This is a genomic window from Pseudomonas sp. LF-5 (genome assembly GCF_037626295.1).
GTDB lineage: Bacteria > Pseudomonadota > Gammaproteobacteria > Pseudomonadales > Pseudomonadaceae > Aquipseudomonas > Aquipseudomonas monsensis.
The window spans coordinates 14,614-35,556 of record NZ_JARKMT010000009.1 but is presented as its reverse complement, the minus strand read 5'-3'; the positions used below and the strand labels follow the sequence as shown (position 1 = coordinate 35,556).

The window sequence follows — 20,943 nt, the reverse complement described above, 5'->3', positions numbered from 1 at the left end:
CGCGACCTGTCAGCGTGACGATTCCGAGAGTCCGCTTGAGGTGGAGGACTGACCGCTGCCATAGGGTAAGTTCGGGTTTGTAACGTTTTGGAGTTGCTGCTGCAGTCGTTTTTGTTCGGCCAGTGCATTTGCCCTTGCCAGACGCTGGATTTCGACGTGGTGCAGGCTTTCCCCCGAGAGCGGGTTGTCGCTGAAAATAAAGTCGGCGCTATTGATGCTCGCCAACTCGGCAGGCAAATCGGTGAAGGCATTGCCGGACAGGTCGGCGTACACCAGGTGCGGACGGTTGAACAACCCTGACGGGATTCGGCTGAGCCCTGTGTTGCCCAGATCCAGCCAGACCAGTGCGGTCATCTGACTGAGGTCGGGCGTCAGGCCCAGGGAGTTGTTGCGCAATTCAAGGCGACTCAGGTTATTCATGACGCTCAATGCATCCACGTTGGCGGGCGTCAGGGTGACGTTGCATTCGGGCAGGTTGAGTTCAGCCAAATCCTCCATGGTCAGCACCGCGTCGGGAATGTTCCCCAGTTGATATCCCTGGATCGTCAGACTGCGCACCTTGGAAAAACCATTCAGGAACTGGCCGAGTTGAGGGGCCGCGCCGCCTGTTCGAGTCAGTTTCAGGGTGCGGATATGTCCGAAGTCCGCCGACAGGGTCGGCAGTTCGCCAGTGAGCGGAACGCTGGATGAGAATTCAAACTCCGAGGTATCGTCCGGGGTGATTCGGCGCCAGCAATGTTCGAGCTGTTCCTTGAATTTCATCCGGTTGGCCCGTTCCTGCAGCAGGGCGTCGTCTGTCAGGGGGACCCGAGTGACAGGGTCGAGCGGAACGCTATTGGCCCATGATTGCAGATCGCTGGACAGGGTGGCGATTTCAGTCTGGCGCCGCACAAGCTCCAGGCGCCCTTCGGCGAGTGTCCCCGGCAGGCTGTAGACGATCTTGCTCAGGCGCTCTCCGGTGACGTCAGGGTAGAGCGTACGTCCCAGTTCGATATCCTCGGGTTCGACCAACACATTGAAGTCGCTTCCCGTGCGTTGGTGGTAGATCTTTATCCGTTCCCGTGTCGTCAATGACAACGGATTGTTGCTCAGGTCAAATCCGTCGCTGACGTTGGCCGGGACCCGGAAAAGGGCCTCCGGAAGTTCGCTGATACGATTTTCGCTGAGTATTGCGTATGTGAGTCTGGAGCGTTCCAGCAGCCCGATGGGGATCTGGTCGATTCCGGTGCTGGCCAGGTCGATGACATTGAGTTCCGGCAGAGCAGAAAGAACCGGGGTGCGGCCCAGAGGATTGTCGTACAGGTCCAGCGATTGCAGTTTGCTCAGGGACGACAGGAGCGTCTGCGCGGGTTCGTCGAAAACGATGTCACAGCGACTCAGTACCAGCGTTTCGAGATCGGACATGGTGGCGACAGCTTCAGGGAATTTGCCCAGTGTGAAGTCGCGCATTGCCAGGGTTTTCAATCCGGTAAAGCACCGCAGGAAACCTTCAGCGGAGGTCAAATCCTTGTTGCCTATCAGGGAGAGCTGAACGATGTGGCTGAAGTCAGCCGTCAGCGCTGGCAAGTCACCGAAAAAAGTCAGATCGGCGATAAAACCATTGGATCCGGGTTTTGACCGGGAGACGTGCCGGTTACGCCAGAACTGCTCGACTTTCTCGCCGAACGCGCGCCTGTTCAGGCGCTGCGTTGCCCTGTCCGCAGCGCCCATGACCTGGGCGGGGACGCGATTCGACCATGCCTCGAGATCGCTGAGCATTTTGCCGATTTCCGTTTCCCAGCTCGCCAATTGCGCAGTGCCATCGGCCAATGTCCCGGGCAAACGATAAAACACGTCTGCGGCCTCTTTAATATTCAGGGTTGGAAACAGGTTCCGTGTACGGCTGATGTCGGCCTGGTCCGGCAGCACGCCAAAGTTGGCCCCGTGTTGCGTGTAATAAACCTTGATGCGCTCGCGGGCTGCCCGGGACAGAGGGTTGGCGGACAGTTTTGTCGCACGGGCGAGTTTGATGTCGAGCTCAAAAAAGGCTTCGGGCAGGTCGGTAATCGCGTTGTTGTCGAGGTGCACTTCACGCAGGTTCGGGTGTGTGCCAATACCGTCCGGGACTGCGGTAATTTCGGTGCTGGACAGGCGAAGGTCACTGAGTGCCGGCATGTTCGTGATGTCCGGCGCCCGCGTCAGCGGATTGTGGCGCAGATCCAGGCTCTCAAGATCGGGCAGTGACTCCAGTACTGTCTGGCCGTTGTCGGTGAGGGTCAGGTTGCAGTTGGCCAGCGTGACGTCTATGAGTTCCGTCGTACGTGTCAGGGACGCGGGTATTTCGCCCAGGGAGAAATCGTGGAGCTCAAGAATCTGCAGGTTGCCGAACTGCTCAATGAACGGGCCTGTGCCACTGATCGCAGGGTTGCCCCGAAGATTAAGTTTCAAGACGTGGCTGAAATCGGCGGTCAGAACCGGCATGTCGCCCTGGAAGGTCGGGTTAGCCGTGAAGGCGTCCATGCGTATGCCGGAGGTCTCTGAGCGTGTTCGCCAGAGTTGCTCGAATTGGTCGGCGAATTCCCTTCGGGAGGTGGTGTTGATGAATTGTTCGGCGGCGCTGATCGCTTCGCCAGTCACGGGATCCTGCTTCGGTACCTGGGTTGCCCAGGCCGTGAGATCGGCCAGCAGGGTAGTCAGTTCGGCCTGCCAGATGTTGAGCCGGGTCCGGCTGTCGGCCAGTGTTCCGGGCAGGTCATAGATGATCCCGCTGGCGTCTTCCTGGTCAAGGGACGGGAACAGTGATTGCATCAGTTCGATGTCCTCGGGAGCAGCCAGAACATTGAAGTCTTGCCCGGTTTTGCGGTAATAGGTTTTTATCCGCTCGCGAGTCACCGGCGACAATGGGTTGTCGGCAAAGATCATACCGTCGGTGCGAATGGCGGGCAGGTCAAGCAACTCGACGGGGAGTTCTCTGATCCTGTTGCCGCTGAAAACAGCGATGACGAGGTTGGCGTGATCGGCCAGTCCGGGAGGCACCTGCGACAGGTGGGTGTTGGCCAGATCGAGACGGTTCAGTTCTGGCAGAAAAGTCAGGTCGGGAAACGTGCCCAGCGGGTTGTCGCTCAAGTCCAGCATTTGCAACTGCGGCATCGAGACAAGCTTTGCCTGGTTTTCCGGGGTCATCACTACACCGCAATCCTGGAGTTGCAGTGTCTGCAGGTCGGGCAGGTCAACAGCTGCCAGCGAGTTCGGGTCGAAGTCGAAAACACTCAGCTCCAGTGACGTCAGCTTCTGGAAGCGTCGCAAGAACGGTTCTACGCCGGTCACCCCTTTGTTGCCATTGAGCGTCAGGTGGGCAACATGGTTGAAATCGCTATCGATCACCGGCATATCGCCCAGGAATCCGAGGGTCAGCTCCAACTGACTGCCGCGGTGCTCGGGAACGAAGGGTGATTGGTTACGCCAGAAATTCTCCAGCCTCTGGCTGAAGTCCAGCCTGGCGAGACGATCGCGGGTTCGTTCGCTGAGCGTCAACGGTTCTTGGGTGGCGGGAGAGCGCCGGGGGGTATCGTTGCTCCATCTCGCGAGCTCGACTTGCAGCCGTCCAAACTCTGCCTCCCAGGCTGTGAGTCTGGCGTGGCCGTCCACCAGCGTTCCGGGTAATTGATAAATCAGGTCCACGGCTCGATCAGCGGTGACGGCGGGAAAGAGCCGGGTGGCCAGTTCGATATCGGCGAGGTCAGGCACTACGCCGAAGTGCTTGCGTGTCTGTTGGTAGTAAAGCTTCACTCTTTCCCGGCTGGCTGCGGACAGCCGCGGGTTGGCGCCGAAGAGGAATCTGTCACTGAGTGCGCTGGCGAGATTGAAGAACTCATCGGGAATTTCAGCGATCGGATTACCGGCGAACCGTCCGGAGACCAGGTTTGGATGAACAAGCATGCCCGCCGGCACCGTCGAAATGCCGGTGTTATCGAGGTTGAGATAACTCAATGCGGGCATCGTGCGCACATCAACCGGTTCACCCAGCGGATTGTTTGAAAGATCCAGGACTGAGACCTGCGGCAGGGACGTCAGTGTCGCCCGGTTCGCCTGGGTCATGGTGATGCCGCAGTTGCGCATGGTCAGTCGCTGCAGGCCCGGCATTGAGGTCAGGGCCTGGGGCAGGGTCGGCAGGTCGAGGTTCTGCACGTCCAGGGAATGCAGTCCCGGGAATTGTCGCAAAAACGGTTCCAGGCCACGGGTACTGGCATTGCCGTTCAGGATCAGCGATCTGACATGACTGAAGTCGCCGCTCAAGGTCGGTAGATCGCCCATTATCGGATCCGTGATCTGCAACAGGTACCCGGCCGATTCCTGTGTTTCCCGGCGCCAGCAGCGTTCGATAGCATTGCTGAACGCCCGGCGGCTTTGTTGTGCCGCGCGACGTTGAGTGTCAGTCAGCGCGATTGCGCTACGCGGGTCTCTCGTCGGAACCCGGGTTTCCCACACACGCAGGTTGTCGCGCAACAGGGTGAGCTCGTCACTCAGGCGGGTGAGCTCATTGGCGATGCTTCTTGGGTTGTTCGCAAACCTCGCGGCAAAGGCTCGTGCGTCCCTGGCGGTGTAACCGCGATAGATCACGCGAATCCTGTCCAGAGGCGCCTGATTTACCTCCTGGCGCCGTGTTGCAAGGAGTTCTGACACGGGAGACAGTCTTTCACGGCTCCGGAAGCCGACCAGACGCAGGGGGTCGACTTCCGGGTGACGGACCGGCGCCAGCGAAACGGCTACACGAAAATCGCTGCGATCGAGGGGCCGTGCACGGATGGCGGTCTTGAGTTTTTCTGCCTGACCGATATGGATATCCATGGCCTGACGCTCGGCGTCCGGCAGCGCATAGAGGATGCTTGAGTACACGTCGGTGGCCCCGTGCAATTCATGCCCGCGGTCATCGAAGGGCTGATAAGTGCCATCGGGTTTGCGCACCAGAACTTTTTGTTCCGGCGCATCAGCGCGGCCGGTGCTGTCGAGCATCGGACCGGCATAGGTGCCGTCGCGGATTTCCAGGCGTACCTCGCCGCTCCAGCCGGGCACGTACCGCAGGCTGTGCAGAACCAGGGTGTCGGTGTCCGGATTGGTCACCGAGTCCAGTTCCAGCCCTTCGAATGCGCGGGTGACGCGTACTTCTTCGCTGGCCACCTGCATGAGCTCCTGCTGTCGCTGGGGCAGTTGGCCTTCGCTGATTTGCAGCAGCTCATCACTGCGGGTGGTGTTGAGCAGTTCCTGGGTGACACGCGGTGGCAGGGGCGGTTCGAATTGCGCAAGGGTGGTGTGCAGCGGGTCGTCGACGTTCTCGAGGGCTCGGTAACGCGACTCGAACAGGCTGCTGCGTTGCGCCTTGGCCAATTGCAGCAGTTGTTTGCGCAACTCGCGGGCGCGGATGTCCAGCGGCAGGTCCGGGCCACCAAACGGCTCGTCGAGCAAGGCCTTGGCCTCTTGTTCGCTGAGGTCCTGCAGCAGTGACGTGAGCACATCATTGTCGATCAGACTGGTCTGGCGCAGATCGGTCAGTGGCAAGGTTTCGTCGCTCGACGACTGCCAGATGACCTCTCCTTGTCGGTTCAGCAAGCGCAGGCGTTTACCCGCAGGCCAGCGTCCGTGTTCGGTGAGCAATTGCAGTTGCGTCTGCGGATCGGCGCGGCGGTATTGTTCGGGCAGGTCGCTGGCCAGTTGGTCGATGAACACTTGCAGGTCCTGGTCGATCCGGAAGCGGCTGATGCTGTCGGCCAGCAGTGGCGGCACTGACGCCTGCTCGGCGTGCATATTGCGCAATGCGTCTTCGTCATAGCCGCTGACTTGCAGAATGCGTTCACGCCGTTCCGGTGTGAACCCTTGCATCTCATGACCGATGCGGCGCAACGCGGTCGCTTTGTCCCATTCCAGCGGTTGTTCGAGCTCGGTGTGCCAGGCGCCATCGCCGTTGTGGCGCACGACGGGTTGGTAGGCGTCGGGGCGGGTCGGGTGTTCGATACGGTACTGGCCGGGGATCGCGGATTCGCTGACGGCAAAGTGCGCGTCTTCCAGCGGCAGAATCTGTTTGCCCTGATGCTCGTGCAGACCCAGTGGGGAGGGTTTGGAATCGGCTGCCGGCAGGGATTTCTGCTGATAGCGGGTCAGGTCCTGATCCCAGTAGCGGGTATTGCCGTTCGCCAGCTTCACCGGTTTGAAACGCTCGATGAACGCGATGACTTCCTTGGGCAGGACTTTACGAAACTCACCCACTGCAATCGAGCCGCCGACGGCAAACAGGCCCAGTTGAATCGCTGCGTCCACCATCCCCACCAGATGCGTGAACGCTTCGGTGAGCTGGCCTTGCGCCCATTCGACGATGCCCTCGAACACTTCGTCGAGAAACTGATAGGCCATGTAGGCCATCATCAGTTCGCCCAGCCCCGGCACGAACGGCGCGATGATGAACACGGCGGTCTGCAAAATGGCCGAGGCGATACCGACGAAGGAATCCCACAGCGCCCAGCGGGCATTCGAGTCGACCGTGGCGGTGGCGACCGCGATGACCTGGCCGTCATTGAGAATCTTGTTGAGTTTTTTCTGGTACTGGTGCTGCCACAGATCACCGAGGATCACTGTAGCGGCCAGTTGCAGATCAGGCTTCTCGAGCGGCTCGCTGCGCCAGATCGGGTCCTGACTGCCGTGCACCGCTTCATGCCACTTCACCTGGCTCAGGCGAGTGTTCAGGCTGGAGAAGAAAACGCCGCGCTGTTCGTGGTTGACGAAGCGGCTGAAGAATTTCTGATAGTCCTGCGCGCGCAGCTGCCGGGTCAGTTCCTTTTCCAGCTCCGCCGAAGAGGCGTACTCCTTGACCGGATGCTCCGGGTCATCCGGGACGTAGGCGACCACCCGCGCTATTGTGTGGACTTCATCGGCCTGGGGGGCGAACACCAGGATACCGGTGAGCGGCGCGCCCATCATGGTCAGCGCCTGAGCTTGCAGGTGCTGCCCGTCGATGCGCAGGTGCCGCACGCCGTCGATCAGTGCAACGATCGTGCGACAGTGACGGTCGCTGATATCGCCCGTCAGACGGGCGAATTGCAGGGCGGCCTTGAGCGCGGCTTTTTCGCTCTTGTCGACATGTTTGCGTAACGTTGCGCCTTTTTTCGCGTCGGTCATGCCGAGGTGGTCTTCGAGGTACGTCTTGTACTGCGCACCAATGTCCAGCTCCCGGCACATTTTGGTGAACGCCGGGATGCTCATTTTTTCCTTGAGCCAGGGCAGGGTGTCGAACTGTGCGGTGGCCGAGAGCGGCGTGTCGTACTGCGCGGAAGGCAAGGACTGCATGATGTACGTCGAAGCGGCGTCATAGGCATCGTCCTGCGTCTCCTTTTCTTCGAAGTTATGCAGCGCCGCCGCCAGCAGCGACACCGTCCACGTGCGTGCGCCGGTCTTGATGCCGAACAGCGGCGTGGTGGCAGGGATATACAGGCGCAGCTGGATGTTGCTGACATCCAGCTCCAGATCGAAGTGGGCCTTGATCGCGGCCTTGAGCAGTGGTTCGGCAAAGGCATTGATGTCCCTGAATTGCTCCAGTTGGCGGTCGACATCGTTTTGGGCGGACCAGTGGGCGGAATTGAGCGCCTTGAGCGCCTGATGCTCGGTCGCCGAACGCGCTAGAAGTTGAAGGGGCATCGCTGGCAGGGTGTTTTTCAATGCCTCGCGTCTGGACGCTGAAGCATTGCCGAGCCATGTGGGCAGGCTGGCTTGCAGGTGCAGATAGTGAGTGTCGGGTTGTGCCCCGAAAGTGGTGTCGTTGGGGTGTTCGGTCGTTTGCATCGGGCCAATCCTTGGCATCTGGAAAGCACCAAGCAAATCAGAACGATGCATGGAGGGTGCGGTACATATTTATAGCTGTGCCGCGCCGTTCAGTTGATATCCTCCCGGGCCTGCCGCAAATCGGCAGCGACAGTTTAAACTGCGCCTTTGCGACGCTATATGTCGCATTGCCGTAAACCCGCGAAAATTCAGGGTTTGCGCTATAAGAAGTTGTCGCTTGGCGACAAGGCCGGGCTGAAAACTGTCCTTACAATCCTCACCAAGCTCGCCAGTTTCAGGCGGGTGTTCCTCTTCAGGAGACTCCGATGTCCGTTGATCACGCTGCGGTAGAACGCGCCGATTTCGACCAGGTAATGGTTCCCAACTACGCGCCTGCCGCTTTCATTCCGGTGCGTGGCGCCGGTTCCCGCGTCTGGGACCAGAGCGGCCGCGAGCTGATCGACTTCGCCGGCGGGATTGCCGTAAACGTATTGGGCCACGCGCACCCGGCGCTGGTCGGTGCGCTGACCGAGCAAGCGAACAAGCTGTGGCACGTGTCCAACGTGTTCACCAACGAGCCTGCCCTGCGCCTGGCGCACAAGCTGATCGACGCCACGTTCGCCGAGCGCGTGTTCTTCTGCAACTCCGGCGCTGAAGCCAACGAGGCCGCGTTCAAGCTGGCCCGTCGTGTGGCGTTCGACCGTTTCGGCAGCGAGAAGTACGAAATCATCGCCGCGCTCAACAGCTTCCACGGCCGTACTCTGTTCACCGTCAACGTCGGTGGCCAGTCGAAGTACTCCGACGGTTTCGGTCCGAAAATCACCGGCATCACCCACGTCCCTTACAACGACCTGGCCGCGCTGAAAGCGGCGGTGTCCGACAAGACCTGTGCGGTCGTGCTGGAACCGATCCAGGGCGAGGGCGGCGTACTGCCGGCCGAACTGGCTTACCTGCAAGGTGCCCGTGAACTGTGCGACGCACACAACGCGCTGCTGGTGTTCGACGAAGTGCAAACCGGCATGGGCCGTACCGGCCACCTGTTCGCCTACCAGCATTACGGCGTGACTCCGGACATCCTGACCAGCGCCAAGAGCCTGGGCGGTGGTTTCCCGATCGCGGCGATGCTGACCACCGAAGCGCTGGCCAAACATCTGGTCGTCGGCACCCACGGCACCACTTACGGCGGCAACCCGCTGGCGTGCGCGGTAGCCGAAGCGGTGATTGACGTGATCAACACCCCTGAGGTGCTGAACGGCGTCAACGCCAAGCACGACAAATTCAAGACCCGTCTGCAGCAGATCGGCGAGAAGTACGGCCTGTTCACTCAGGTGCGTGGCCTCGGTCTGTTGATCGGTTGCGTACTGAGCGATGCCTGGAAAGGCAAGGCCAAGGACATCTTCAACGCCGCTGAAAAAGAAGGCCTGATGATTCTGCAGGCCGGCCCGGACGTGATTCGTTTCGCTCCGAGCCTGGTGGTCGAAGATGCCGATATTGACGCTGGTCTGGACCGCTTCGAACGCGCCGCAGCAAAACTGACGCAAGTCTGATAGGCCCTTCGACGCCTGGAGTTTTCCCAGGCGTCGATCAAATTTTTTGATACCGAGCACTATCAATGTGGGAGCGAGCTTGCTCGCGAAGAAGGAGTGTCAGTCGCCATCTAAGCTGACTGATATACCGCTTTCGCGAGCAAGCTCGCTCCCACAGTGTCCGGTGTTTTTTCTGTGAATTGATAAGAGAAAAGGAGTGACACCATGCTGGTGATGCGCCCTGCGCAAATGGCTGATCTGGGCGAGGTACAGCGTCTGGCTGCGGACAGTCCGATTGGTGTCACTTCCTTGCCGGATGACGTGGAACGTCTGAGCGACAAGATCGCCGCAAGCGAAGCCTCGTTTGCCGCCGAAGTCAGCTTCAACGGTGAAGAGAGTTACTTCTTCGTCCTCGAAGACACCGCCACCGGCAAACTGGTCGGCTGTTCGGCCATCGTTGCTTCGGCCGGTTATTCGGAGCCGTTCTACAGCTTCCGCAACGAGACCTTCGTCCACGCCTCGCGCGAGCTGAAGATCCACAACAAGATCCACGTGCTCTCGCAATGCCACGACCTGACCGGCAACAGCCTGCTGACCAGTTTCTACGTGCAGCGCGAGCTGGTGGGGTCGCCGTGGTCCGAGCTCAACTCCCGTGGCCGTCTGCTGTTCGTCGCCAGCCACCCGGAGCGTTTCGCTGATTCGGTGGTGACCGAGATCGTCGGCTACAGCGACGAGAACGGTGATTCGCCGTTCTGGGACGCGATCGGTCGCAACTTCTTCGACCTCAACTATGCCGAGGCCGAGCGCCTGTGTGGCCTGAAGAGCCGCACGTTCCTCGCCGAGCTGATGCCGCATTACCCGATCTACGTGCCGCTGCTGCCGGATTCCGCTCAAGAAGCGATGGGCCAGGTGCACCCGCGTGCGCAGATCACCTTCGACATCCTGATGCGCGAAGGCTTCGAGACCGATCACTACATCGACATCTTCGACGGTGGCCCGACCCTGCATGCGCGTGTTTCGGGGATCCGTTCGATCGCCCAGAGCCGCGTGGTGCCGGTGAAGATCGGTGAGCCGGTCAAAGGTGCCGGGCGCCAGTATCTGGTGGCCAACGCGCAGTTGCAGGATTACCGCGCGGTGTTGCTGGAGCTGGACTACGCGCCGGGCAAACCGGTGACCCTGGATCTGGAAGCGGCCGAAGCCCTGGGCGTCGGTGAAGGTGCCAGCGTGCGCCTGGTGGCGGTTTAACGCCTTAGCGAGTTTCACGGGTGGCGAAGGCGGCCCGTTTGAGGAGATAGCATGATTGTTCGTCCCGTACGCAGCAGCGATTTATCCGCGCTGATCGACCTGGCCCGCAGCACCGGCACCGGCCTGACTACTTTGCCAGCCAACGAAGAACGCCTGACCCACCGGGTCGGCTGGGCCGAGAAGACTTTTCGCGGCGAAGCCGGCCGTGGTGATGCGGACTACCTGTTCGTGCTCGAAGACGACAACGGTCGCGTGGTGGGGATTTCCGCCATCGCCGGCGCGGTCGGGATGCGTGAGCCGTGGTACAACTTCCGTGTCGGCCTGACCGTCAGCGCCTCGCAGGAGCTGAACATCTATCGCGAGATCCCGACGCTGTTCCTCGCCAACGACCTGACCGGCAATTCCGAGCTGTGCTCGCTGTTCCTGCACGCCGATTACCGCACCGGCCTCAATGGCCGCATGTTGTCCAAGGCACGCATGCTGTTCATCGCCGAGTTCCCGGAGCTGTTCGGCAACAAGATCATCGCCGAGATGCGCGGTGTCTCCGACGAAGCCGGGCGTTCGCCGTTCTGGGAAAGCCTGGGTCGGCACTTCTTCAAAATGGAATTCAGTCAGGCCGATTACCTGACCGGTGTCGGCAACAAGGCGTTCATCGCCGAACTGATGCCGAAATTCCCGCTGTACACCTGCTTCCTCTCGCCGGATGCGCGCAACGTCATCGGCCAGGTGCACCCGGACACCGAGCCCGCGCTGGCGATGCTCAAGGGCGAAGGCTTCAGTTATCAGGGGTACGTCGATATCTTCGACGCCGGCCCTGCCATCGAGTGCGAAACCAGCAAGATCCGCGCCGTGCGTGACAGCGAAGCGCTGGTGCTGGCGATCGGTACGCCGGGCGATGACGCTACGCCGTTCATCATCCATAACCGCAAACGCGAAGATTGCCGCATCACCGCTGCCCCGGCCCGTCTGGCCGCCGGCACGCTGGTGGTCGATCCGCTGACCGCCAAACGTCTTCAACTCAACGCCGGCGATCAAGTGCGCGCCGTGGCGTTGTCTGCTGCCCGGGAGTCGAAATAATGAATTCGCTATACATCGCAGGTGAATGGCTGGCCGGTCAGGGCGAAGCCTTTCAGTCGCTGAACCCGGTGACCCAGCAAGTGCTGTGGTCGGGGGAGGGCGCCACCGCCGCTCAGGTCGAGTCCGCCGTGCAGGCGGCACGTCAGGCATTCCCGGGCTGGGCGCGCCGTTCGCTCGACGAGCGCATCAGCGTGCTCGAGGCCTTTGCCGCCGCCCTGAAAAACCACAGCGACGAACTGGCCCGCACCATCGGTGAGGAAACCGGCAAGCCGCTGTGGGAAGCCGCGACCGAAGTCACCAGCATGGTCAACAAAATCGCGATTTCGGTGCAAAGCTACCGCGAACGCACCGGCGAGAAGAGCGGCCCGTTGGGCGACGCCACCGCCGTGCTGCGCCACAAGCCACATGGCGTGGTCGCGGTGTTCGGCCCTTACAATTTCCCGGGCCACTTGCCGAACGGGCACATCGTACCGGCGCTGTTGGCCGGCAACAGCGTGCTGTTCAAGCCCAGCGAACTGACGCCGAAAGTCGCCGAGCTGACGGTCAAGTGCTGGATCGAAGCCGGTCTGCCGGCCGGCGTGTTGAACCTGCTGCAAGGCGCTCGTGAAACCGGCATCGCGCTGGCGGCGAACCCGGGCATCGACGGTCTGTTCTTCACCGGTTCGAGCCGCACCGGCAATCACCTGCATCAGCAGTTCGCCGGACGTCCGGACAAGATCCTCGCGCTGGAAATGGGCGGCAATAACCCGCTGGTGGTCGATCAGGTGGCTGATCTGGACGCCGCGGTGTACACGATCATTCAGTCGGCGTTCATTTCTGCAGGCCAGCGCTGCACCTGCGCCCGTCGTCTGTTGGTGCCGCAAGGTGCGTGGGGCGACAGCCTGCTCAAGCGTCTGGTTGAAGTCAGCTCGACGATTGAGGTGGGTGCGTTCGATCAGCAACCGGCGCCGTTCATGGGGTCGGTGATTTCCCTTGGCGCGGCGAAAGCGCTGATGGATGCCCAGCAACATCTGCTGGCCAATGGCGCCGTGTCGCTGCTGGCAATGACTCAGCCACAGGCGCAATCGGCCTTGCTGACCCCGGGCATTCTTGATGTGACCGCCGTCGCCGAGCGTCCGGACGAAGAACTGTTCGGCCCGTTGCTGCAAGTGATCCGCTACACCGATTTTGCTGCAGCGATCGCTGAAGCCAACGACACCGCGTATGGCCTGGCGGCAGGTTTGCTGTCCGATTCCGAAGCGCGTTATCAGCAGTTCTGGCTGGAAAGCCGTGCCGGTATCGTCAACTGGAACAAACAGCTGACCGGCGCCGCGAGCAGCGCGCCGTTCGGCGGTGTCGGCGCTTCGGGCAACCATCGCGCCAGCGCCTACTACGCGGCAGATTACTGCGCGTACCCGGTGGCCTCGCTGGAGACACCGAGCCTGGTGTTGCCGGCGGCCCTGACGCCTGGCGTGAAAATGGTCTGATGCCTATCGCTGGCAAGCCAGCTCCCACAGGGATTGAGTCGTACACAGAGTCTGTGAACACTGCTAATCCTGTGGGAGCTGGCTTGCCAGCGATGGCCGCGACGCGGTCGCACTGAACAGTTAGTTACTGAAGCCTATAACAACAGATTCTCGTGGAGCCTCGCTGATGAAATCCTATGAAGTCAATTTTGACGGTCTAGTGGGGCCGACCCATAACTACGGCGGTCTGTCCTACGGCAACGTTGCGTCCCAGAGCAACAGCCAGCAATCCTCGAATCCGAAGGAAGCGGCGCTGCAAGGTCTGGCGAAAATGAAAGCGCTGATGGACATGGGCTTTCAGCAGGGCGTGCTGGCGCCGCAGGAGCGTCCGGACGTGGCTGCGTTGCGCCGTCTGGGTTTCAGTGGCACCGACGCGCAAGTGATCGAGCGCGCTGCCAAAGAGGCCATGCCGCTGCTGGTCGCCAGTTGCTCGGCGTCGAGCATGTGGGTGGCCAACGCCGCCACCGTCAGCCCGAGCGCCGACACTGCTGACGGTCGCGTGCATTTCACCGCCGCCAACCTCAACTGCAAATACCACCGCAGCATCGAGCACCCGACCACCAGTCGCGTGTTGGGGGCGATGTTCGCCGATCAGCAGCACTTCGCCCACCACGCCGCCTTGCCGGCGGTGGCGCAGTTCGGTGACGAAGGCGCCGCCAACCACACGCGTTTCTGCCGTGAATACGGCGAGGCCGGTGTCGAGTTCTTCGTGTTCGGTCGCAGTGCATTTGACACCCGTTACCCGGCGCCGCAGAAATACCCGGCGCGCCAGACTCTGGAAGCGTCGCAAGCCGTAGCGCGTCTGCACGGTCTGCGGGACGAGGGCGTGGTTTACGCTCAGCAGAACCCGAACGTGATTGATCAGGGCGTGTTCCACAACGACGTGATCGCGGTGGGCAACGGCGAGGTGCTGTTCTATCACGAGGACGCGTTCCTTGAGACCGAGCACATGCTGGCCGAGCTGCAAGGCAAGCTCGCCAACGTCGGCGGCAAGTTCCAGTCCATCTGCGTGCCGCGTTCGGCGGTCAGCGTCGATGATGCCGTGCGCTCGTACCTGTTCAACAGCCAGTTGCTGTCGCGCCCTGACGGTTCGATGTTGTTGATCGTGCCGCAGGAATGCCAGGCCAACGAGCGCGTGTGGGCTTACCTGCAAAGTCTGACCAGCTCCGGCGGCCTGATCCGCGAAGTGAAAGTCTTCGACCTCAAACAAAGCATGCAGAACGGTGGTGGCCCGGCGTGCCTGCGTCTGCGTGTCGCGCTCAACGAAACCGAACTGGCGGCGGTCAACCCAGGGGTTATCATGACCGCGCCGTTGTACGGTTCATTGACCGCATGGGTTGAAAAGCACTATCGCGACCGCCTGAGCGAGAGCGATCTGGCGGACCCGCAATTGCTGCTTGAATGCCGGACGGCACTGGATGAACTGACGCAAATCCTTAAACTGGGCGCGGTTTATCCATTCCAGATCAATTGATGGCCGGCGCGTCGCCTGAATGCGGCGCGCGGCTTGTCTCCCCAAGAGAGTAAAAACATGAGCGATTCCCTGCAGCTGATCCTTGAAGACACCGACGGCACACAACTGCAAACCTCGTGCACCCGCGTCGCGGTCATGTGGCAAGGCAAAGAGCTGTGGATCCAGCAGGACGGCCGTGGCCAACTGCTGATTGGCGTGGACGTCGAGGAAGGTGACGAAGAGTACGCCAACCTGCTGCTGCGCCCATTGGCGACTAATCTGGTAAGTCTGCAACTGGAAATGGAACCGGCTGACCTCGGCGCTGACGAGGATCACGTGCACGGCCCGGATTGCAACCACGATCACTAAGGAAACCGCTCTATGCTCGCCCTCGGCAAACTGCTTGAACTGACCCTCGCCGGCCGCGAACCGGCGGAGAAGACTCAACTGACTGTCGAAGGCGTGCGCATGCGCTGGTTGAGCGAGGGTGCGCTGGAAGTGCGGCCGCCCGAAGCGCGTGACAATGGCCTGGACCTGCTGCTGTCGGCAGGCATCCACGGCAATGAAACCGCGCCGATCGAGTTACTCGATCGGCTGCTGCATGACATCGCTCGCGGCGACCTGAAGCCGCGTGCACGCATTCTGTTTCTGTTCGGCAATCCGGAAGCGATTCGTAAAGGCGAGCGCTTCGTCGAGCAGGACGTCAATCGGCTGTTCAACGGCCGTCATGAACAAACCAGTGGTTCCGAAGCGCTGCGCGCCTGTGAGTTGGAGCGACTGGCGGCAAGTTTCTTCAGCCTGCCGGATCGTGATCGCCTGCATTACGACCTGCACACGGCGATTCGTGGCTCGAAGATCGAGCAGTTCGCCCTGTATCCATGGAAGGACGGTCGCCAGCATTCGCGCCGCGAACTGGCGCGCCTGCGTGCCGCCGGGATGGAGGCGGTGCTGCTGCAGAACAAGCCGTCGATCGTGTTCAGCTCCTACACCTACGACAAGCTCGGTGCCGAGGCCTTTACTCTGGAACTGGGCAAGGCGCGGCCGTTCGGGCAAAACGAAGGGGTCGACGTTTCGCGCCTGGAAACCCGCCTGAAGCAGATCATCGAAGGCAATGAGCCGGGTCTGGCCGAAGACGGCCTGGACGGTTTGCAGCTGTTCAGCGTGGCCCGGGAAATCATCAAGCACAGCGATGCCTTCCGCCTGAATCTGCCGGCGGACATCGAGAACTTTTCCGAGCTGGATGTGGGGTATCTGCTGGCCGAAGACCTGGCCAATACCCGCTGGGTCATCGAGGAAGAGGGCGCACGGATCATCTTCCCTAATCCGAAGGTCAAGAACGGCCTGCGCGCGGGCATCCTGATCGTGCCGACCGGCGACGAAAACCTCGCCTGACGCCAGTTTCGGTTTCGCCATATAACCCTGTGGGAGCGGGCTTGCTCGCGAATGCAATCTGACATTCAACATTTGAGTTGGCTGTCAGTCCGCTTTCGCGAGCAAGCTCGCTCCCACAGGGGAATGAGTGAGACCAGAGATCTCACTCATCGTGTTTAGACCGCTACAGCATGCGGCTCACTGCGGCGCAGTGCGCGAACCTTGCGCAGCGTATCCGCGCACGTCCGCGCCGCTTCCTGACCCTTGTGCACAAAATGCTCGAAGAAGAACTTCTGATGTTCTTCGCCGGCATGGAAGTGGTGCGGGGTCAGGGACACCGAGAACACCGGCACTTCGGTCTCCAGCTGCACCTGCATCAGGCCGCTGACCACCGACTGGGCGACGAACTCGTGACGGTAGATGCCGCCGTCCACCACCAGGGCTGCAGCGACGATGCCGGCATAACGACCGGTCTTGGCCAGCAACTTGGCGTGCAGGGGCATTTCAAAGGCGCCGCCGACTTCGAAGAAGTCGATGTCCGATTCCTGATAACCCTGGGCCAGCATTTCGGTGATGAAGCCTTTACGGCTCTGGTCGACGATTTCCTTGTGCCAGCAGGCCTGGATGAACGCGACGCGCTCGCCATGTGGGTGTTTGCTTTTGCTGTCGATAGCGGTGGGTTGCATGTTCTGACTCCTGTTTGTGTGAAAAACAGGGCGTTATGAATCGAAAGGGATTCAAGGGTGCGCACGCTCGCACGACTGCTCGCGGACGGCCCTTTGGCGTCAATCCCGTTCTCTCTTCATCCGGACTATGACCGTCGGCCCCGGAATCACACCGGGTCTGCTGACCTTGCCGCCACCCACCGCAAAAACGGTGTGCGTCGCCAAGCGCTCGCGGGCTATGCGCATTGCGCGCAATTACCGCCGGTGGGGAATTGCACCCCGCCCTGAGAACGTTTTTGCCGCCCTTTGTCGGGCGGCGCAGCGTTTTTAACACAGATTGTGCGTCTGTGCATTGCGCCTTTCCGATGATTGCCATCGAATTTTTTGACTGCCCGAAACGACTTTTCCTTGCGCAAGGGTTGATTAATCCGCGCCATGACCGCAGTAATTCACCTTCGTAAAGGGATTTCCCCTGCTGACTTGAGGCCAGGTTCATGAGCGTTATCGATCTTCGCAGCGACACCGTCACCCAACCGACTCCCGCCATGCTCGACGCCATGACGGCGGCGGACACCGGCGACGACGTGTATGGCGAAGATCCGACGGTCAATCGTCTTGAAGCCGAACTGGCCAGGCGCCTGGGTTTTGCTGCGGCGCTGTTCGTGCCGACCGGCACCATGAGCAATCTGCTGGGGTTGATGGCGCACTGCGAACGTGGCGACGAATACATCGTCGGCCAGCAGGCGCACACCTATAAGTACGAGGGCGGCGGCGCGGCAGTGCTTGGCTCGATCCAGCCACAGCCGCTGGAAGTGCAGGCCGATGGTTCGCTGGATCTGGATCAGGTCGCGGCGGCGATCAAACCGGATGACTTTCATTTCGCCCGCACCCGCCTGTTGGCGCTGGAAAACACCATGCAAGGCAAGGTGCTGTCGCTGGAGTATCTGGCCCGGGCACGCCAGTTTACTCAGGATCATGGCCTGCAACTGCACCTGGATGGCGCGCGGTTGTACAACGCGGCGGTCAAGCTGGGCGTGGATGCCCGCGAGATTACCCAATACTTCGATTCGGTCTCGGTGTGCCTGTCCAAGGGCCTCGGTGCGCCGGTCGGTTCGGTGCTGTGCGGCGCCGAGGCATTGATCGGCAAAGCACGCCGCCTGCGCAAAATGGTCGGCGGCGGCATGCGTCAGGCCGGATTGCTCGCAGCAGCGGGGCTGTATGCGCTGGATCACAACGTCGAGCGTCTGGCGGACGACCACGCCAACGCGCTATTTTTGGCCGAAGGTCTGCGCGACGCCGGGTTTAGCGTCGAGCCCGTGCAGACCAACATGGTCTACGTGCAGATGGGCGATAAAGCCGAAGCGATCAAGGCGTTTGCCGCCGAACGCGGGATCAAATTAAGCGCCGCCGCACGTCTGCGCATGGTCACGCACATGGACGCCAATCGCTCGCAAATTGAGCAAGTGATCGCGACATTCGTCGAGTTTTCGCGCAAGTGACAGCGTTAGCCGTCCAATTGACCGTTTCTATCGTATAAACACGCTGTACCCCGCGCGCAGGGCCGATATAATGCGGCCCTTTGCCGTCGCTTCGTCTGTTGACGTTTCGAACAGGCCTTTGGCCGCAGCCTCCGTGGAAGAACCTAATGAAAAGCGCAGAAATCCGTGAAGCCTTCCTTCGCTTCTTCGAAGAGCAAGGCCACACCCGTGTAGCCTCCAGCTCTTTGATTCCGGGCAACGACCCAACCCTGCTGTTCACCAACGCGGGGATGAACCAGTTCAAGGACTGCTTCCTGGGCCAGGAAAAGCGCGCGTACACCCGCGCAACCAGCAGCCAGAAGTGCGTGCGTGCCGGTGGCAAGAACAGCGACCTGGAAAACGTCGGTTATACCGCTCGTCACCACACATTCTTTGAAATGCTCGGTAACTTCAGCTTCGGTGACTATTTCAAGCACGACGCGATTACCTTCGCCTGGACCTTCCTGACCGGCGTTCTGAAACTGCCGAAGGAAAAACTCTGGGTCACCGTCTACGCCTCCGACGACGAAGCGTATGACATCTGGACCAAAGAGATCGGCGTGCCGGTCGAGCGCATGATCCGCATCGGCGACAACAAAGGCGCGCCTTACGCGTCCGACAACTTCTGGACCATGGGCGATACCGGTCCGTGCGGTCCATGCACCGAGATTTTCTACGATCACGGCGACCACATCTGGGGCGGCCCACCGGGTTCGCCGGAAGAAGACGGCGACCGTTACATCGAGATCTGGAACAACGTGTTCATGCAGTTCAACCGCACCGCCGACGGCGTGTTGCATCCGTTGCCAGCGCCGTCGGTCGACACCGGCATGGGCCTGGAGCGGATCAGTGCGGTGATGCAGCACGTCAATTCCAACTATGACATCGACCTGTTCAAGAACCTGCTGAAAGCCTCGGCTGAAGCCATCGGTTGCGAAAATGGCGATCAGTCGTCGCTGAAAGTGGTGTCCGACCACATCCGTTCGTGCGGCTTCCTGATTGCCGACGGCGTGTTGCCGTCCAACGAAGGCCGCGGCTACGTGCTGCGCCGGATCATTCGTCGTGCCTGCCGTCACGGCAACAAGCTGGGCGCCACTGGCAGCTTCTTCTACAAGATCGTCGCTGCGCTGGTCGCCGAGATGGGCGAAGCCTTCCCGGAACTGAAGAAGCAGCAGAGCAACATCGAGCGCGTACTCAAGGCCGAAGAAGAGCAGTTCTCCAAGACTCTGGAGCACGGCCTGAAGATTCTCGAGCAGGACCTGCTGGAACTCAAAGGCACCGTGGTGCCGGGCGACGTGGTGTTCAAACTCTACGACACCTACGGTTTCCCGATGGACCTGACGGCTGACATCGCTCGTGAGCGCGGCCTGACGGTCGATGAAGTCGGCTTCGAGCGTGAAATGGAAGCCCAGCGTGTTCGTGCGCGTTCGGCCAGCTCGTTCGGCCTGGACTACAACACCCTGGTCAAGGTTGATGTGGCCACCGAGTTCACCGGTTACAAAGACACCAGCGGTTCGGCAAAAATTGTCGCCATCTATAAAGATGGCCAGTCGGTCGACGTCTTGAATGAAGGCGAAGAGGCGGTGATTGTTCTGAATCAGACGCCGTTCTACGCTGAGTCCGGCGGTCAGATCGGCGACTGTGGTTTCCTGCAGGCCGGTAGCGCACGTTTCGACGTTCGCGACACCACCAAGACCGGCGGCGCATTCCTGCACCACGGTGTGCTGGATTCGGGCAGCCTGACCATCGGCGCACCGGTGGAAACCCACGTCGATGCTGAAGTGCGTCACGCGACTTCGCTCAACCACTCTGCCACTCACTTGCTGCACGCCGCGCTGCGTCAGGTCTTGGGCGAGCACGTGCAACAGAAAGGTTCGTTGGTTGATAGCCAGCGTCTGCGCTTCGACTTCAGCCACTTTGAAGCGATCAAGCCAGAGCAAATCAAGGCGCTGGAAGACATCGTCAACGCCGAGATTCGCAAGAATTCCGCGGTTGAAACAGAAGAAACCGACATCGAAACCGCCAAGCAGAAAGGCGCGATGGCGCTGTTCGGCGAGAAATACGGCGACAACGTGCGCGTGCTGAGCATGGGCGGCGATTTCTCCGTCGAACTGTGCGGCGGTATCCACGCCAACCGTACCGGCGACATCGGCCTGCTGAAAATCATCAGCGAAGGCGGTGTGGCATCGGGTGTGCGTCGTATCGAGGCAGTCACCGGTGCTGCGGCACTGGCCTACTTGAACGCGGCAGAAGAACAACTCAAGGAAGCGGCCAACCTGGTCAAGGGCAGCCGCGACAACCTGATCGACAAGCTGTCGGCCGTGCTGGAGCGCAACCGCGCGCTGGAAAAGCAGCTCGAGCAGTTGCAAGCCAAGGCTGCCAGTGCCGCGGGCGACGATCTGTCGAACTCGGCAGTGGACGTCAAGGATGTGAAGGTTCTGGCCGCACGTCTGGATGGTCAGGACGGCAAGGCGCTGCTGGCGCTGGTCGATCAGCTGAAAAACAAACTCGGCCGCGCAGTGATCCTGCTCGGCAGTGTCCATGAGGAAAAGGTCGTACTGGTTGCAGGCGTAACCAAGGACCTGACTGGCCAACTCAAAGCCGGTGATTTGATGAAACAGGCTGCTGCGGCAGTGGGCGGGAAGGGCGGTGGTCGTCCGGACATGGCGCAGGGCGGCGGTGTCGACGCCGGCGCACTGGATGGCGCATTGGCGCTGACCGTTCCATTCGTCGAGCAGGGTTTATAAGGCAGTCCGTCCGGCCCGCAGTCTAGTGGCGGGCCCGGCGGCTGTTCGAGTG

The 20,943-nt window shown here is 60.8% G+C and carries 11 protein-coding genes and 1 riboswitch; of the genes, 9 read left to right on the top strand and 2 right to left on the bottom strand.

Annotated elements, in window-relative coordinates; translation table 11 throughout:
• Positions 1-9: 9 nt before the first annotated feature.
• The gene (locus PseuLF5_RS21785; protein ID WP_340134744.1) at positions 10-7,806 is read right to left on the bottom strand and encodes a dermonecrotic toxin domain-containing protein; all 7,797 of its coding nucleotides are present in this window, start codon (positions 7,804-7,806) and stop codon (positions 10-12) included.
• Between the two features lie 305 nt (positions 7,807-8,111).
• On the opposite strand from PseuLF5_RS21785, the gene PseuLF5_RS21780 reads away from it, so the two are divergent.
• The 7 genes from PseuLF5_RS21780 (at position 8,112) to astE (ending at position 15,983) form a co-directional block, all read left to right on the top strand.
• The gene (locus PseuLF5_RS21780) at positions 8,112-9,332 is read left to right on the top strand and encodes an aspartate aminotransferase family protein (RefSeq protein WP_340134743.1); all 1,221 of its coding nucleotides are present in this window, start codon (positions 8,112-8,114) and stop codon (positions 9,330-9,332) included.
• A 204-nt stretch (positions 9,333-9,536) separates the two neighbouring features.
• Positions 9,537-10,556 carry an arginine/ornithine succinyltransferase subunit alpha gene (gene aruF / locus PseuLF5_RS21775; RefSeq protein WP_007951057.1) on the top strand — a complete coding sequence of 340 codons (1,020 nt, stop codon included), beginning with the start codon at positions 9,537-9,539 and terminating at the stop codon, positions 10,554-10,556.
• A 51-nt stretch (positions 10,557-10,607) separates the two neighbouring features.
• Positions 10,608-11,633: an arginine N-succinyltransferase gene (gene astA / locus PseuLF5_RS21770; RefSeq protein ID WP_123467011.1), complete on the top strand. Its 1,026-nt coding sequence runs from the start codon at positions 10,608-10,610 to the stop codon at positions 11,631-11,633.
• Positions 11,630-13,099 (top strand): succinylglutamate-semialdehyde dehydrogenase, encoded by a 1,470-nt coding sequence (gene astD / locus PseuLF5_RS21765; RefSeq protein WP_185015815.1) that lies wholly within the window; start codon positions 11,630-11,632, stop codon positions 13,097-13,099. Before astA ends, astD begins: the two co-directional genes overlap by 4 nt.
• A gap of 166 nt (positions 13,100-13,265) precedes the next feature.
• Positions 13,266-14,612 (top strand): N-succinylarginine dihydrolase, encoded by a 1,347-nt coding sequence (gene astB / locus PseuLF5_RS21760; protein WP_123467006.1) that lies wholly within the window; start codon positions 13,266-13,268, stop codon positions 14,610-14,612.
• Positions 14,613-14,669: 57 nt separating this feature from the next.
• Positions 14,670-14,960 (top strand): hypothetical protein, encoded by a 291-nt coding sequence (locus PseuLF5_RS21755; protein ID WP_016773591.1) that lies wholly within the window; start codon positions 14,670-14,672, stop codon positions 14,958-14,960.
• Between the two features lie 12 nt (positions 14,961-14,972).
• Positions 14,973-15,983 (top strand): succinylglutamate desuccinylase, encoded by a 1,011-nt coding sequence (astE, locus tag PseuLF5_RS21750; RefSeq protein WP_340134742.1) that lies wholly within the window; start codon positions 14,973-14,975, stop codon positions 15,981-15,983.
• 155 nt (positions 15,984-16,138) lie between these two features.
• Here the strand turns inward: astE and PseuLF5_RS21745 are convergent, their stop codons facing one another.
• A complete protein-coding gene (locus tag PseuLF5_RS21745; protein WP_123467000.1) occupies positions 16,139-16,648 on the bottom strand; it encodes a 6,7-dimethyl-8-ribityllumazine synthase in 510 nt (169 codons plus the stop codon).
• Between the two features lie 103 nt (positions 16,649-16,751).
• A riboswitch (FMN riboswitch) is annotated at positions 16,752-16,923 on the bottom strand.
• A gap of 198 nt (positions 16,924-17,121) precedes the next feature.
• Here PseuLF5_RS21745 and ltaE point away from each other — a divergent pair.
• Together ltaE and alaS are read left to right on the top strand one after the other, a co-directional pair.
• Positions 17,122-18,126 (top strand): low-specificity L-threonine aldolase, encoded by a 1,005-nt coding sequence (ltaE, locus tag PseuLF5_RS21740; RefSeq protein ID WP_340134741.1) that lies wholly within the window; start codon positions 17,122-17,124, stop codon positions 18,124-18,126.
• Positions 18,127-18,272: 146 nt separating this feature from the next.
• Positions 18,273-20,891, top strand: a complete 2,619-nt coding sequence (gene alaS / locus PseuLF5_RS21735) for an alanine--tRNA ligase (RefSeq protein ID WP_186746595.1) — start codon at positions 18,273-18,275, stop codon at positions 20,889-20,891.
• Positions 20,892-20,943: the final 52 nt, after the last annotated feature.

Bases quoted from the DNA above. Each gene is read 5' to 3' on its own strand.
- PseuLF5_RS21785 (WP_340134744.1), bottom strand. From the start codon at position 7,806: ATGCAAACGACCGAACACCCCAACGACACCACTTTCGGGGCACAACCC.
- PseuLF5_RS21780 (WP_340134743.1), top strand. From the start codon at position 8,112: ATGTCCGTTGATCACGCTGCGGTAGAACGCGCCGATTTCGACCAGGTA.
- aruF (WP_007951057.1), top strand. From the start codon at position 9,537: ATGCTGGTGATGCGCCCTGCGCAAATGGCTGATCTGGGCGAGGTACAG.
- astA (WP_123467011.1), top strand. From the start codon at position 10,608: ATGATTGTTCGTCCCGTACGCAGCAGCGATTTATCCGCGCTGATCGAC.
- astB (WP_123467006.1), top strand. From the start codon at position 13,266: ATGAAATCCTATGAAGTCAATTTTGACGGTCTAGTGGGGCCGACCCAT.
- PseuLF5_RS21755 (WP_016773591.1), top strand. From the start codon at position 14,670: ATGAGCGATTCCCTGCAGCTGATCCTTGAAGACACCGACGGCACACAA.
- astE (WP_340134742.1), top strand. From the start codon at position 14,973: ATGCTCGCCCTCGGCAAACTGCTTGAACTGACCCTCGCCGGCCGCGAA.
- PseuLF5_RS21745 (WP_123467000.1), bottom strand. From the start codon at position 16,648: ATGCAACCCACCGCTATCGACAGCAAAAGCAAACACCCACATGGCGAG.
- ltaE (WP_340134741.1), top strand. From the start codon at position 17,122: ATGAGCGTTATCGATCTTCGCAGCGACACCGTCACCCAACCGACTCCC.
- alaS (WP_186746595.1), top strand. From the start codon at position 18,273: ATGAAAAGCGCAGAAATCCGTGAAGCCTTCCTTCGCTTCTTCGAAGAG.